This window comes from Corynebacterium felinum (assembly GCF_030408755.1).
Taxonomy (GTDB): domain Bacteria; phylum Actinomycetota; class Actinomycetes; order Mycobacteriales; family Mycobacteriaceae; genus Corynebacterium; species Corynebacterium felinum.
The window spans coordinates 2696799-2712963 of sequence record NZ_CP047209.1; the positions used below are offsets into that span (position 1 = coordinate 2696799).

Here is a 16165-nt window from a genome sequence, read left to right on the forward strand (position 1 = left end):
GCAATTCCCGATAAGAAAACCCATTATGTTCTAAGCCCCTGCTCGAACATTCATACATTTCGCCACTGAGTGTGCGCACATTTAAAGCGTGTGCGTTGGTATGACGCCAACACACACGCTTGAGGTTTCGCGCTTGGGTACGAAGTGTTAACGCTCAGGCTTCACCATTGGGAACAGAACAGTTTCGCGGATGCCAAGGCCGGTCAGTGCCATCAGCAGGCGGTCGATGCCCATGCCGCAACCGGCTGTCGGTGGCATGCCCTGTTCCATTGCGGCGAGGAAGTCTTCATCCAAGACCATCGCTTCATCATCACCGCCGGCCGCAAGGCGTGCCTGGTCCTCAAAGCGCTCACGCTGAATCACTGGGTCGACAAGCTCCGAGTAGCCGGTGGCAAGCTCAAAGCCGCGCACGTACAGGTCCCACTTTTCGGTCACGCCTTCCAGTTCGCGGTGCTGGCGGGTCAGTGGGGAGGTTTCGACTGGGAAGTTGCGCACGAAGATGGGGCCTTCGAGCTGGTCTTCGCACAGCACTTCCCAAATTTCTTCAACAAGCTTGCCGTGTCCCCAACCGCCCTTTGCGGGAACGTCGAGGCCGATCACCTTCGCAATATCCTTGAGCTCTTCCACGGTGGAGTGGATGGTCACTTCAGGCTGGCCGGGGAATTTACGCTGCAGCGCTTCGTTGAGGGAAGGATACATTTCGATGCTCTTCCATTCGCCACCGAGGTCGTATTCGGTGCCGTCGGCAAGCGTGACTGTGGTGGTGCCAAAAACATCGAGTGCGACTTGCTGCACGAGGTTTTTGATCAGCTCAGCGCCGTCGTCGTACGTGCCCCACGCCTGGTAGGTTTCGAGCATGGCAAACTCTGGGGAGTGGGAGGAGTCCACGCCTTCGTTGCGGAAGTTGCGGTTGACCTCAAAAACGCGCTCAATGCCACCAACAACGCAGCGCTTGAGGAAAAGCTCAGGTGCAATGCGCAGGTACAGATCAATGTCGAGGGCGTTGGAGTGGGTCATGAATGGGCGCGCTGCGGCACCACCATGCAGGGTCTGAAGCATGGGGGTTTCAACTTCGAGGAATCCTTGGGATTCAAGGTAGTTGCGCAGTGCCCGCATCACCTTGATGCGGGTCATGGCGTTTTCGCGCGCCTTTTCGCGCATGATGAGGTCGGTGTAGCGGTGACGCACCCGCGAATCCTCGCTCATGTCGGCGAAAGCGACGGGCAGTGGGCGCAGTGCCTTCGATGCCATGTGCCAGCTGGACACCATCACGGACAGCTCGCCGCGCTTGGAGGCAATGACCTTGCCGCGCACCGACACGATGTCGCCGAGGTCAACATCGGACTTCCAGCTCGCGAGCTGTTCTTCGCCAACGACTGCCAGCGAAAGCATGGCCTGGATTTGGGTGCCGTTGCCTTCCTGCAGGGCTGCGAAGCAAAGCTTGCCGGTGTTGCGAATGAACAGGACACGCCCGGCGATGGCAACTTCCACGTCGGTTTCGTCGCCAGCTTCGAGGTAGGTGACCCCATCAACCTTGGCGTCATCGCGGTTGTCATCGTTGAGTACCACGAATTGCTTGCGCAGGTCGGTGATAGAGATAGTGCGGTCGACGATGACAGGATATGCGTCCTTGCCCTCGGCAAGCAGCTTGGCGCGCTTTTCGCGGCGAATCCGCAGCTGCTCGGGGACGTCGTTTGCTGGGGTCTTTTTTGCGTCAGTCACGCTATCAAAGCGTAGTCCACCTGCGCCCAAAAATCTAAGCACAGCAAAGCTTGTCGACGCCGCCATCACGTCGCCTTGATTTTGTAGGATTTATGTAAAAATCGTTAGTTGTTTGAACAGCTTTGCTGCCAGTTAGATAAATTCTGCATAAAAACTGCAAAAATTGACTTTTGCATGGATAAGATGGAGAGCATGTTGCTTTCACTCACAGTCGAGAACTTTCGCCCTTTTGCCAAAGAAACCACTCTTGACATGCAAAAACCCACTTTTCATACAGTGCGCCCGCGCGGTGATGAAAAGTGGGTAGATGTGGTGGAAAAGCGTGCTGCTATTTTTGGCCCGAACGCATCAGGTAAGTCAACTATTCTCAAACCACTAGGCTTACTCCAGAAGGCAATTTGCGAATCACTACTATCGAATACTCCAGGTAAAGCTCTCTTTTCACCCCACAAACTCCATACAACCAGCTCTACCACGTATATCACTGAGTATGTGCGGAACGATGTTCGCTACCGGTGGGAACTAAAAGTGGATAAGGAAGGTGTAGTTTTCGAATCAGTTTTTGCTAACGCCGTACGCACTTGGCGGCCGATCTTCGAGCGGAGTCGAAACGATATCGTTTTCCACCCTGCCTCTGGTATTAAAAAGGCCACTGCGGAGAACATTAGCCAGTTCCTCACACCGTGGTCGCTTACTTTGAGCGCGTGGGGTCGCGTGAAATCTAAGGGCTCATTCTTTGGTGCCGCCGAATGGTGGCTCGACAGCCTTCTTCCCATCATTGACCAAAGTCGTTTCGATCAGGAGGGTAGGCATGGATGGATCACAAACATGGCAGCTGAACATGTGGAATGGTTGGAGCTGATTGCGCATGTGGCTGCTGCGGCAGATGTAGGCATCAATGACGTAAGCGTCAAGGAAGAACAGCTTCCTAACGACTTGGAGTTCTTCTTCAGCAGTGAAGAAACCCGAGGTAGTGAAATAGTCGTTGCAAAATCACATCCCGATGGCGAGGACTTTGAAAGCTACTTGCGCTTCCTCGAATTCCATCACGGAAATGATGGAGCGAGCTTTGCACTTTCCGAACATGATGAGTCCTTAGGCACTCGCGCGTGGATCGACCATATTCTTCCTGCGGTCTACGCATTGGCATATGGACGCCTTTTAGTCATTGACGAATTAGATGGGAGCCTTCACCCGATACTTGTTCGGGCTTTCATTGGCCTTTTTGCCGATGAGCATTTGAATACTGAAGGTGCACAGCTGATCTTCACCACACACGATTCAACCTTATTAGGTAATCACCCTGATTCAGCCCTCAGTGCATCCGAAGTGTGGTTCACGGAGAAGAAAGATACATACTCAGATTTTTTTGCGTTGTCGGAGTTTCCTGTTCGCGCACAGCACAATATCGAGAAACGGTATTTCCAGGGAGTCTTTGGCGCGTTGCCTGTTGCGCAAACAAGCAAAATCGCGGAAGCGCTTTCTGCGCTGCGTAAAAAGCTGAAGTCACCAGTAAATGAGTACGCCCATGGCTAGAAACGTGAAGCCTCGACGGCGTGGGAAAGCCGGAAGCCGTGATACGAAACCATCTGTCATGTTGGTTGTACAGGGAGAGCTTACCGAAAGGGTCTACTTCGAAAGGTTAAAAGAAATCCTTCATTTATCCAATGTCTCAATCAAGGCTGTTCCCCATTCACCTGAGCTAATCGTATCGCGATCCAAGCAGTCAATTAATCGTGACAAAAATAGCCCTTTTACCTATGTATTCTATGTGATTGACGTTGACGAATCTTCCGATGATCAAATCAACCGCGCTGTCAGCGAGGCGAAGGAATCGAAAACGAAGCACACGCAGCACTACGTTGTGGTCTCATACGAGAGTTTTGATTCTTGGCTCTTCGCACATCATCGTCGGCTTTGTGGCGTCCATTTTCCTCGGTCGCATATTCAAAAAGAGCTGAAGAAGCTAGCCCAGATTTTTCATGGGGTGGGTTTGGTGGTGGTGGGTTGGGGTGGTGTGTTTGTGGGGTTGGTTGGTTCACCTTCGCCCTTTGATTCGTGGTTTTTAGGGCAAGGTGTGCGTCCATAAAGTTGTGTGGGGTTTGGGGGTTGGGGTGTGCCTGCAGTGTGGCTGCCAGATCGCGTGTGTGGGCCTAGGGGTGTTAGGGTTTTCGTTTCTTCCAGCGTGGCTGTAGAAGGCTCTGGGTGTAGCCAATAAGCGTGACCAGTGTGTGGGTGTGGGGGTTGTGCTGGTCAAGCTGGAGGATGATGCGTCTGCTGCTTGTGGTGATTTTTGATGCAACCGCAACAAACCTTACACGGATAGTCTTCGGCACCCATGTCCACCAAGGCTTGCTTGTTTCTTGGTGTGAATGATCCTTGTGGTGGCAGGCGTCGATGAGTTTCGTCCAGGTAAGAAGTTGGTGGGATAGTGCAACGATCAAACACCAGATTTGGTTCGCCCCGAATTGTTTAAACGGCAGTTTACTAAGGCCTTGGTCTTTGGTGTCTTTGATGTGTTGTTCACATAAAGACCGATTACGGTAGCAGTAGTCAATGTGTTGAATATTCCCAATAAGGTTCGTTACGCACAGTTGGGCGCGAACACCATGTTGGTTGAAAAGACTGTGTTGGCACCCTGGGTGGGGTGGTTCGATTCGTGCGATAACACGCATATCCTCGGGGTAGTCAGCTAGAAGATTCACCAAAGGTTGGTGCTCATCTATATTTGCGGTGCGCAGTAGTCCGGTGATGTCTTCAAGGAAATGGTTCTCATCACAAACCAGATCCCCTGAAGCACGCACAATCGGCACCCGAGTATCCCACCGATCACAGTCTTTGCCTGTGTGAGCACTGGTTCCCAAGTGTTGTGTATCAGCGTTGGTTGTTTGTTGGGATTGAAGGTGATGGTCAAGGGTGATGCGCGCTGTCGGCGGGGCGGAATAACCCAGAACATACCCAAGGTTGTGATCGTTGAGGAAACTGATGAATTTCTTTGTCCCACCAGCACTGTCAGCACGGATGACTAATCGTTTGCCCCAGGGTTGACCATCACTGTGATCAGGCAGGGTGGCAAGAATCTCGTCAACAAGCTGGCAGTGATCACGAATTGTGTTTGCCCCGGCATTTCCTGGTCGAAGCAGGCAGTTAAGAAACTCCCCACCAGGCAGACCGATGCTGGTGTAATCAATAAAGGCACATAACGGGTGGAAACCAAAGCCTTTCTTATAGGTAGGCGTCGCGTTTTCCTTATCGGAATGTGCGGTAATCAACGTGGCATCAATATCGATAACCAGTGGTTGTTCAACTGTTGCCACCCGATGCGGAGCGTGATCACCTAACAAATCCCACACCCTAGTGCGAGCTTGTTTCGCTGCGTGGATAAACCCTTCTCGCACATGCTCGCTGGTATCTGCATATTCTGTGATCCGCCGCCATGCGGTTGTCACTGACGGTAACGATTTTGATGCTAACGCGGTTGAAACAGAAGAAAGCAAGGTGATGTCGTGGACATCATCCCCACCAGCAATCAACGATAAAGCCAGATTCACCCACACATCCCCTAACGTGTGCGTGAGCCCAGAACGCGGCAAAGCGGAATCAAGGCAGTCACTTATTCCCACCAATTCGGCTACGTGAGCAAACGGTAACACCCCCGCACCGGATACAAGATGAGAACAGCTAGCAACCCGTGGAATGTATGTGGTAGTCTTCACCTTGAAAGTGTTTCTTTCTGCCTAGATTATTGACTTCAAAACATCTCTATTCTAGCAGGTCAAGAAGCACTTTCTTTACTTTTTGCTCACCTTTTCACCCCACACCCATGAAAAATCCGGGCTAGGGTTTATTGTCGGGAAAAAGAATATCTGTGCGGATTTTCCCATCGCAGAATTCGCTCAAGCTTGTGCAAATATTGATCACCTTGAACTCAATCCACATTTCACAAGTCAAGGTGAGAGAACTTGTGCCTCCGCGATGCCCGCGCTGATCGATAAACTCACAGAACTGGGTTAACTCGCTGGTTCCCGCAACTTTATTCCCTTCATCTTTCGTGAAATACAATGCTCAGGCATACAGCGGGTTAACACGAACACTTGGCAAGCGCACAGAACATTTTCATTCTCGTGCACGCACCTTTTTCACAATTTTGCCCGCCTGCAAAAATAAGAATCACGCACGAGCAAACTACCCTCCCACCTCGCACCCAAGTACATGGTTTTGAGATGGAAGGGTAGAAATTTATGTGTTTGGTTTAGCTCTGCTTACGGCGCATGAAGAATACGCCAGCTGCCATCAAGGCAAGAGCCAAAACTACGATTCCCAGAACACTTGCACCAGTGTTTGCCAGTGCAGGCTTCTTCGCAGCAGGAGCGGCCTGCTTAGCCATACCCTTCTGCACTGGGGTCTTCGCCAGAACCTGAGCCTGCTCAGGTGCAGATGCTGGACCCTGCGGGGAAACAGCGACAGTTGCTGGGCCCTGTGGGGATACCGCGACAGGTGCTGGGTTTACTGGCATGCTCGCCAGCACGCCAACCCCGGCAGCCACCAGTGGCACAGCAATCGCAACTGCTGGAACCCACGGCATGATCGCATACTCATTGATGAAGGTAAGAGTCTTATTCTCATCCTTCGCCTCAACAACCACCTTCTGCTCCGGTGCCAAGGTCACATCAAATGCGGTGACCTGGGCTGCAGCGGCATCCTCGGCAATGGTGCACTCGGTGCCCACGGGGACGATCACACCGGAAGCGACAGGCTTCGCATCACCCTTGGCAATCACAGTTGCCTTCTGACCATCGGTGCAGGTGATGTTGAAAGCAAACTCGTGCTTTGCTGCCATGAAATCCATCAAGCCGTTGACCTGCTTAGCCACGCTGAAAGTACCCATGTGCTGAGAGTAGGTGTTGGTGAAGGTGCTTGGAACAACCTCATCCTTCTTCGCGATCGTTACCTTTTGTGGCTGTGCAACAACCACGTCGAAGTGTGCCTGCTGCGCTGCGGCAGCATCTTCCGTGATGGTGCACTCGATGCCGATTGGCAGACGCACATCGGCGGTAACAGCTTCGCCAGTGCCCTTGACCTTCACGGTGGTGTTCTGGCCGTCGGTGCAGGTTGCGTTAAAGATGTATTCCTTGTCCACCAGTACCGGCAACTGTGGGCCGTCGATCTTCTTAGCCACACTGAAAGTACCGGTGTGCTGCGTATAGGCGTTATCGAATCGCAGTGGAACAACCTGATCTTTACGCTCAACAACTGCGGTTTGGGCAGCTGGTACAACCAGGTCGAAGTTGTTTGCCTGAGCAGTAGCAGCATCTTCAGTTACGGTGCAGCTCTCGCCCACCGGAACGTCGATGCCTGCAGGAACTGCAACGCCATCACCCTTCGCGGTCACAGTCGCCTTCTGACCATCGGTGCAGGTGAGGTTGAAGGTGTAGTCGCGTGCAGCCAATGCGTCGGTTTGAGGACCAGACACGGTCTTAGCCACGGTCACGGTACCCGTGTGGCGAACAAAGGTGTTGGTTGCATGAACCAAGTACACGGTGTTTTCGTTCTCAACAGTAAAGGTGACATCCTCACCAGCAACAGCCTCAGGCTGCGCATCGTCCTTAGCCAAGGTGAAAGACTTGGTCCAACCCACTTTCACAGGATCAACGCTTGGATCGTTCTTTTCGCTGATGGTGCAGGTGGAACCAACAGGAACCTTCACCTGCTCGGTTGGGGTGCCTGGGGTTAGGGTGTAGTCCTTATTCAGAATTTCCACGCCAGCGTTGTCCTTGCACACTGCAGTGAAATCGTAGGTGGCAGGGATATCAGCACCCTGGTTCACCACAGTTTTTGCGATCTGGAAACCACCGTACTGGGTTGCGTAGTTGTTGGTCACGGTCACCACAGGGGTGCTATCCGCAGCGATCACAACTTCGTTGCTGAGTTCTTCGCCCTTCTTAATGCTGTGGGTCCACGTGAAACCTGGAACTTGTGCATCCTTTTCAGTCACGGTGCACTTGGTGCCGGTTGGCAACGCCACGGAATCTTGAGTTGTGGTGTCGCCCTTTGCGAAAGTCAAGGTGCGCTTGAGCGCTGGGTTGTCGGTGCAGGTGTACTCAACAGTGAAGTCGTTGCGGGGTACCGCATCACCGGTGAGTACCTTCTGAACCTGGAACTTACCCATGTCACGGCTGTAGGTATTGGTGAACTCAGCGGTAGCTACCTCACCGGCGTTGCCGATGGTTACGCGCTGGGTTGGGGTCTGGCCGAGTGTGTATCCGGTGATGGCGGCGTCGTCACGCTTCTCAGCGATCTCACACACAGCACCGATAGGGAAAGTCTTATCCACCTTCTGTGCCACACCTTCGCGCACACCTGTGATCGTGCCATGACCAACAACCTCATCACCAAGCTCGCAAACGTATTCGAAGCTGAACTCCTTGTTTGCCGCCACAGCCTGATCATCAATCACAACCGACTTACGCACTGCAAAGCTGCCGCCAGTCTTAGAAAACTCATTGGTTAAGACAGCAGTGAATTTCTCACCCAACACACCAGCGCCCGCCGGAATGCGCACGGCATTTCCAGCAACCTCAACCTGAGTCTTCCGTGATGGGTCGTCCTTGACGCTAAACACACCGTCTTTCCACGCAAAACCACCCACTGTTGGCTTCGGCTCAGTGATTTCCAGCGACTGCCCCTTCGAGATTTTCACCTCACAGGGCTTCAGCGACGAAACCGCCGTGCAGTCTTGGCTGACCTGACCATCAACCTTAACCACAACCGGGAAGGCAGTTTCTGTAAATTCTGCGCTATCACGCAGCTGACCTGCAACGTTTTCCTTCACTGCTTTCGCGATTTTCACCGTGGTGAAGTCAGGGTCACCCTTCGAACCACCCCACGCGCGAGTATATGCGTGGAAGCCATTGGGCGCAGCAACAGCCTCAGTGCCCACCTGCGCGGTGTTGTGCAACGTGTACTGCTCGAAACCATCGCGGTTCGGTGGCAGCAAATCCATCGGCAGCCAGGTGTACATGGTGAGACGGTATGCCGCATCTGGTACAGGGTTGTCGATGACAATCGACACTTCGTTGTTGCGCGTGATCTGACCCGCGCGTGGCATCGTTGCCGTCACTGTCTCAGTTTTTACGTTCTGCACGTTCACGGTGCCGTCGGCTACACTGACGGTGGCGACAGATTCGGCACAGCGAATATCAGTGCCCTGATAGTAGCTCTTGTCAGCAGGATCACCGCCAGCCTTAGCTGTGCAGCCACCGCTGCCAGAGATATTCCACACGCCATCCGTCACTGCTGCTCCATCGCGGCGTGAGAGAGTGACATTAATCTTGGGGCTAAAGAATTGGGGCAAGGAAACCTTTGCACCCGTATCTGGGTGGGTGATTTCTAGGTTTTGGAGCACATCGCTGATGACCAAGCGATTATTTTCCAGCACGCCTTCTGGCGCGGCCTTCAGCTTTGATGGTGGAACAACCACCGACCACAGGATTTGCTGATACTTTGCGCCCTCGTGGGTGACGTCAGCAGACCAGTTAGCGCCCTTGGCCAGCGGGGAGCTGCTGGCGTCGGAGCCTTTGACACCAGCGGCAACAATGCGACCAGTCGGCTGCTTGGTGAGCATCTGGTAAATATTGGTGGCGGTTTCGTTCCAGCGCACCGGTTCAGGGTTGTCGGTGGCCAGTGCTTTCATCTCGATTCCGAAGTAACCATCCATGTTTTTGCTGTTGGCTGATTCGACAAAATCGGTGAATGTACAGCGCACATCAGGCTTACCTGCTTCGAAGGAACAGGTGGTGTAGTCGCCGGCAGCTAGGTTGTTGTTAGTAACTGTCGGTACCATCCACGCAGGCAGTTTAAAGTGCATGTAGTCGCCTGCTTTTGGCTTTGCTTTATCGCCCACCGCCCAATGGAAGGTGAGCTCGAAGCTGGTCCCTGGGCTGAGCGCGATGGGCTTTGTGTCCTCGGTGACTACTTGCTTATTGTGGCGGGCAACAATGCTTGTGGCATAGTCTTTTCGCTTATCGACGCCTTCCTCGGCGTGAGCGACTGGGCCTACAACGCTGGTGAGTGAGGCTGCGAGGGTTGCAACAATGAGTGCTACCCGCGCACGCGCGCCTCCGCGCCGCTTATTGGAAAAATCCTGAACCACCTGGGTTCGTCTCCTATCGTCTGGATTGTGCACCAACCACAAGATGTTTTCGTCTGTGTTTGTTGGGCATAAAAAATGCGCCCCGAAAAAGGCTGCTCGTGAAAAACAAAAATTAGCTTAGAAATTAGACAAATCCAGATCAAATGAAATTTATGTTCAATTGACTCAGACGAATAATCTTTCTCAGAAACAAGGCTGCGCCTATCAACCCTCACCCATCAACAACCTGGCAACAGAAGCTCACCCCACAGCACCCACCACAATCCCCCGCTCACACACCTTATATTCATCCTCTCATAGCTACGATCCTGCAGAAAATGCTGGTCGATCGAAAGTTGCATAGCACCCCCGCCACACACGATAAGCATGAATTTCACCGACTATATCGATAGTCGATATCAATTTTTAACGGGTTTGACATTCACATACTTTTGGCCACCTCTCCGCCCCAACAGCAACCTTTCCCACCCACCTCCACCCTGGGCATTGTTCAACAATATCTATTGCCGCTTTTCCTTCCCCTTTTAACTCTCAGTAATTACTTATATTATTTTGAGACTCTTTGTGATAGATAAAACAGCACACACTACCCCTTTGCGCAATATCACTCATAGGCTCTATTTATTTTAATCACTGCAGCCACAAAACATGCCCTAACCTGCACTAACATTACTGCCTAAAAATCTTTCCCTCTTTATATGCCCCATTTTTTTGGCCTGAGTTCTCCCCCGTACACCATTGTCCATTTTTCTAAGATCCCCCCATTCACCACCCTCTGCCGCGCGCGACATTTCTTAAAGAAACTCAAAAAATCTCGCCCCACCCCCTCCTCAACTCCACAACCACGTGAACAACACCTAGACGCTCCCTTTCATTCCCCCGCCACCCCTCTCCCACATTCCCCCAGCTCATTTGTATACATAGGGCATACAAAAGCGCCCAGCGACACACAAAGGTGCAACGTTTCTCTCTTAGAAAACGTTTCCCTTTGTGCGCACTGGGCGCTTGACCCAACACCACACATCACCTTCATCCCCTGCCCCGTACCCCCACCCTTATTGGTGGAGGTTTGGAGCGAAGCCGTGGGAATGAAAATATGCAGGTGTGGGAGCTTTTAGCTGTTCTTCCGGCGAATCAGGAATACGCCGAGTACAGCAAGAATAAGGCCGATAAGGAGCACGGCTAGTACGCTCGCACCGGTCTGGGCCAGCTGACGCTGCGACTTCGCCTGAGTAGCAGGCGTCGCCTGCTCACCCTTAGCGATACCCTTCGAAGGTGCCTGAGTAGGTTGCTTCGCAATGCCCTTCGATGGTGCCTGCGGTGCTACCTGACCAGCACCCTGAGGAGCCTGCGGTGCTACCTGACCAGCACCCTGAGGTGCTTGTGGAGCTACCGGCGTCGCTGGAGCCGGTGGCATCTTCGGTGCAAATGCGGCGACAAGCGTGCCCAGCACTGGCACGAGACCAATGAGCAACCACCATGCTGGTGGGTTCGCGGTGTTTCGTACGGTCACGGCAAGTGCCTCACCGAAAGTGTCTGGTGTAACAACGACAACTGCCTTGTTCGCACCGCTATCGGTAACCTTCTCACCGAAGTACTCCGGGGTCTTCCATGCTGCAAGAGCACTATCTTCCGGCATGGTTTCCACCAAAGTAACCTCGGTACCTACTGGCAGCGCTGGAAGTTCGATGTTCGTCTCGCCGGCACGCACCTTAAGCTCCTGAGTCTTCTCAACAGCAGCGTCACCTTCGCCTTCCTTCCAGGTGGCGGTAATGGTGAATTCGCGGTCCTTACCTTGGTTTTCGCCGGTCAAGCCAGCCAAAACCTTGGTCACAGAGATCTTACCAAGCTCATCAATTGTATTCGTCACAGTGACAACAGCATTCGGCTGATCCTTGGTCACGGCTGGGATTTCCGAAACCTTCGCAGATGCTTCCTTGTTCACACGCAGACCCTGCTTTTCCAGTTCAGCGATGGCGGCGTCGTCAAGCTTTTCAGCAACGGTGCACTCGGAATGAGGGCGGATACCCTTGAACACAAAGTTCTTCTTCGCCGAAACCTTCACATCCTTGTTCAGGTACTCCGTACCATCCTGTGCGCAGATAACAGTCACATCGAACTGTGCATTCTGGGCAACAGGATGCTTCGCAGCAGTGCCTTCAAGCTGCTTTGCAACAGTCAAAGTACCGGTGTGCGCAGCGTATGCGTTTGTGACAGCGACCTCAGCATTGTTCTTGCCAAACCTCAGATCCTTAACAACCTCAACGTTGGTGGCAGCTTCAGTCTTTTCAACCTCAGCAACAACCGTGGATTCGCCAAGCTTATCCACTTCGCCAGTAGCTGCGCTCACGGTCAGGGAAGCATCTTTGACAGCTGGATCATTCTCAGTGATCACACAGACTGCGTCTGCTGGCACATTCTCGATGGTTTCGGTCGCGCCGTCTTTCAGCGTGAATTCCTTGTCCACCTTGTTTTCTTCCACGAGTGCGGAAGTACACACAACGCGGAAGTTAAAGTCCTTATCCTTTGCAACCTCAGCTGCTTCGGCAACGAACTCGTTGTCAGCCTGGGCTGGTTCAGGTTGTGCGACAGCTACCTTCTTGCTGATCTTCACGCTGCGGGCGTCAAGGGCGTAGGTGTTAGTGAACTCAACCTTGTTATCAGCAACAGCAAGCTCGTTGATGGTCTTCGTCACCTTCGCGCCAGCTGCTGGCTTTTCAGCCCAAATAAATCCTGGGATCTCAGCCTTGGTTTCTTCAACAACACACTCAGCGCCAACCGGAATCTCTGGGCTGGTCCATTCACTAGCACCAGTGATTTCAAAGTTTGGCTTGTCGATTTCTACAGCCTTGCCGTCAACGGTACAGGTGTAAGTGAAACCGAACTTTGCCGCAGTGACCTTTGCGTGATCCTTGGCATCGCCTTCGAGCTTCTTCGCCACAGTGAAAGTGGTCTTAGCACGCTCGTACACGTTCGTTGCGGTCACTGCCTGGACTTGATCCTTAGTACCTGCTGGAACAGTGATGGTGGTGTCCTTTGCTACAGCACCATCAGCACCCTTGGAACCTAGCCACACCCAGCCTTCGATTTCTTCAGGCGCGGCTTCGGTAATGGTGCACTCTTGGCCAGTTGGTACTGGCTTGGAGGTAGCAGATGCCCAGACGCCATCCTTCGCTTCGATAACGAGCTTTTCATCCTTCAAGGCATCACCACAGGTGTAGGTGAAGTTGAAAGTCTTGGCCACAAGCTTCGCATCCTTGGCATCGATACCCTCAAAATTCTTAGTAAGGGTAAAAGTACCGGTATCGCGGGTGTAAGTGTTGGTGAACTCAACCTTATTATCAGCAACAGCAAGCTCGTTGATGCTCTTCGTCACCTTCGCGCCAGCGGCTGGCTTCTCCGCCCAGGTAAATCCTGGGATCTCAGCCTTGGTTTCTTCAACAACACACTCAGCACCAACCGGAACCTCTGGGCTAGTCCATTCAGCAGCACCAGTGATTTCAAAGTTTGGCTCAGCAATCTCTACTGCCTTGCCGTCAACGGTACAGGTGTAGGTGAAACCGAACTTTGCCGCGGTGACCTTCGGATCATCCTTTGCTTCGCCTTCAAGCTTCTTCGCCACGGTGAAAGTGGTCTTGGCACGCTCGTAGACGTTGGTGGATACAACCTGGGCTACTTCGCCCTTCTTAGCTGCCGGAACGGTGATGGTGGTGTCCTTTGCTACAGCACCATCAGCACCCTTGGAACCTAGCCACACCCAGCCTTCAACTTCTTCAGGCGCGGTTTCTTTAATCACACACTCCTGGCCGGTTGGCACTGGCTTGGAGGTAGCAGACTGCCACTGCCCATCCTTGGCAACAATTGCCAATGGTTCATCCTTCAAGGCATCACCACAGGTGTAGGTGAAGTTGAAAGTCTTGGCCACAAGCTTCGCATCCTTGGCGTCGATGCCTTCGAACTTTTTGCTCAGCGTGAATGCGCCTGCATCTTTGCTGTAGGTGTTGGTGACGGTGAGCTCAAGTGGCTCATCGGACTGCGGTACACCGGTGACGGTGAAGGTATTGGTCGAACCTTCCTTCACAGTAGCCGTCAGCCCCTTGCTTGGATCGCCGACTGCGACAGTCATCTTTTCGTGCGCGAAGCCTGCAACAGTATTTCCCACTTCGGTGAATTCACAGGTTGCGCCTTCTGGGATTGCCTTGGTTTCACCAGCGTTGGCAACAGTCACAGATAGTGGCTGGCCTTCATCGTTGCTCACTGCATCTTTGCCCGGTGCGGTGCAGGAGTAGGTGAAGCTAAAGTTCGCATCAGCTGCAGACTTGTCCAATTCTGCCGCCTGTGCAGGATCAGCGCCTTCGGCTAGTGCAACCTTCTTATTCACCTTCAGCTTGGAGGCTGCAGACTTGTAACTATTTTTCAGAATAAGGGTGTACACCTCACCACCAGCTGGGATAAGTGTTGCCTTGCCCGGCTCAAAAGTGGGGGTTGGGGTCTTCTTATCGGTCTGGCTGGCAGGCTGCTCAAAAGTGCTCTCCCACGCGAACTTCGAACCCGTCACTGGGGATTCAGTAAGAACGAAAGGCTTGTCTTTAGCAACGATAAACTCGCACTGCGTAGCTTCGCTAATGGTGCAGTTTTCAAAAGTCTTGCCTTCTTGGGTGGCAGTCACAGTGAACTCAGTTTTATCTGGTTCCTCTGCACCCGCAGGCTTGTCGATCTGCTTCTTCACCACAATTTTTTGGCTATCCAGATCACCCCAGGAGGCGCCGAATACATCTGTGTGTACCTCAACGTCACCGGAGGAATAAGGCATACCGTTTACTTCAGCGGTGTTTCGTGCCTTTGGGTTTGCCACAGTACCTTTGTTTTCTGGCAGGTTATCGGTGGGAACCAAGGTGTAAAACGCAATACGGTAAGCGGAACCAGTTTCCACATTATTAACCGTGATCTTTGCCGTCGTGGACTTAGTAAAGGCAGTAGGCCCCATATCGAAACCTTCGATATCAACAGTCTCGCGCACACCAGGTGTGAGGATCAGCGAGGTGGAGGCCTTGTCAGTTCGAGCGACAACTTCTGCACACTTCACCTTTTGCGCTTTATCGCCATAACCGGTGGCAGCACACAGCTTGTCATCCCGGGTAGACCAAGTGCCACTATTCACGCTTTCAGCATCACGACGTACGACCTGTAAAACCGCAGCGCTTGCTGGTGCAACATACTGGGGGATTTTAATTTCTTTTCCAGTATCAGGATCAGTGATCGTCACCGGCTCCAGCGCATCGGTGATCTCAAGGCGACCACCTGCACTATCATCAATCACCGTGGTATTGATATCCCAGCGCAGCAGGGCGAATTTTTCTCCATTCACAACTCGGTAACCCAAATGCTTTGGCTTACCCGCTTTAACTGTCTTCGCAGCAATTTTCTCGTGGGATAGCTCAGTAGGAGCTTCTTTTTTGCCAATAGTGCCAGCGTTATCGCCTGTCAGATACTGATACGCGTGGATGGTTTGGCCACCGAACTTGATCTTATCTTTATCCTCGTTGGACACTTCGGCAGCAAGTGCCTTGACATCAAAGCCGAAATAGCCACCAACAGTGCCTTCATTGGCATCTTCGGCAAGCTGGGTGAGTTCACACGTCAGCAGCTTTGTTGGGGTTACTTGGCAATCGGTGAATCTATCCGCACTGAAGGAACCAAGGGGTGGATCCATCCATGCTGGCAACTGAACAGCGAGCACATCACCCTTCTTAGGCTTAGTTTTGCCATTCGCACTCCAATTGAACTTCAGCCTGAAAGTCTCACCAGCCATCAGTGGCTTCCCCAAGTGCTGAGTTTCACTTAAGTTCGCTGGAGGATTACCTCCAATAACTTCGAGGCTCGTTCCGTACTCATCAGTGCGATCGACACCTTGAGCAAAAACCTGCGGGGCGACAGCAACGCTGGTGCCCAGAAGAGTAGTGGCGACAAGAACGGTCAGGCCCTTACGCAAAACAGAACGTAGAGGGTTCATCAGCACACACCCCCACACGAAAATTTAGAAATAATGGTTTTCATTTTCCCTCATCCGCCGGAAAGGTTTAAGGGAACTCATTTCCCCTAAGGCTCTCGAAGGCTTCATAAAAGATGGATATAGACATAACCAACCCTAGGGGAAGTGATAAATAAAAACATCTTCATTTTTGCACAATACTTTTTTAAGATCTCTATAAAATGCAGAAATCTGGCTACTAGCTGGCCTTTTGCATGCAAAACCGTGAAAATTTAACCCCGGTTACCGAAAACCCCAGT

6 protein-coding genes are annotated in these 16165 nt (G+C 52.4%); 2 read left to right on the top strand and 4 right to left on the bottom strand.

Annotated elements, in window-relative coordinates; genetic code table 11:
• Window positions 1-147: 147 nt before the first annotated feature.
• Window positions 148-1722 (bottom strand): lysine--tRNA ligase, encoded by a 1575-nt coding sequence (gene lysS / locus CFELI_RS11375; protein ID WP_277105125.1) that lies wholly within the window; start codon window positions 1720-1722, stop codon window positions 148-150.
• A 108-nt stretch (window positions 1723-1830) separates the two neighbouring features.
• On the opposite strand from lysS, the gene CFELI_RS11380 reads away from it, so the two are divergent.
• Together CFELI_RS11380 and CFELI_RS11385 are read left to right on the top strand one after the other, a co-directional pair.
• Window positions 1831-3258: an AAA family ATPase gene (locus CFELI_RS11380; protein WP_277105126.1), complete on the top strand. Its 1428-nt coding sequence runs from the start codon at window positions 1831-1833 to the stop codon at window positions 3256-3258.
• Between the two features lie 58 nt (window positions 3259-3316).
• Window positions 3317-3811, top strand: a complete 495-nt coding sequence (locus CFELI_RS11385; RefSeq protein ID WP_290259029.1) for an RloB family protein — start codon at window positions 3317-3319, stop codon at window positions 3809-3811.
• A gap of 73 nt (window positions 3812-3884) precedes the next feature.
• On the opposite strand, the gene CFELI_RS11390 is transcribed toward CFELI_RS11385, so the two are convergent.
• From CFELI_RS11390 to CFELI_RS11400, 3 genes are all read right to left on the bottom strand, one after another.
• The gene (locus tag CFELI_RS11390) at window positions 3885-5438 is read right to left on the bottom strand and encodes an IS1380 family transposase (RefSeq protein ID WP_290258967.1); all 1554 of its coding nucleotides are present in this window, start codon (window positions 5436-5438) and stop codon (window positions 3885-3887) included.
• Window positions 5439-5974: 536 nt separating this feature from the next.
• Complete coding sequence (locus CFELI_RS11395; protein WP_277104443.1) at window positions 5975-9874, bottom strand: DUF5979 domain-containing protein; 3900 nt, start codon at window positions 9872-9874, stop codon at window positions 5975-5977.
• A 1114-nt stretch (window positions 9875-10988) separates the two neighbouring features.
• The gene (locus tag CFELI_RS11400; RefSeq protein WP_277104444.1) at window positions 10989-15887 is read right to left on the bottom strand and encodes a DUF5979 domain-containing protein; all 4899 of its coding nucleotides are present in this window, start codon (window positions 15885-15887) and stop codon (window positions 10989-10991) included.
• Window positions 15888-16165 lie beyond the last annotated feature (278 nt).

What these genes read in the sequence shown, in the direction of transcription:
- CFELI_RS11385 (WP_290259029.1), top strand. Translation starts at nt 3,317, where the DNA reads ATGTTGGTTGTACAGGGAGAGCTTACCGAAAGGGTCTACTTCGAAAGG.
- CFELI_RS11400 (WP_277104444.1), bottom strand. Translation starts at nt 15,887, where the DNA reads ATGAACCCTCTACGTTCTGTTTTGCGTAAGGGCCTGACCGTTCTTGTC.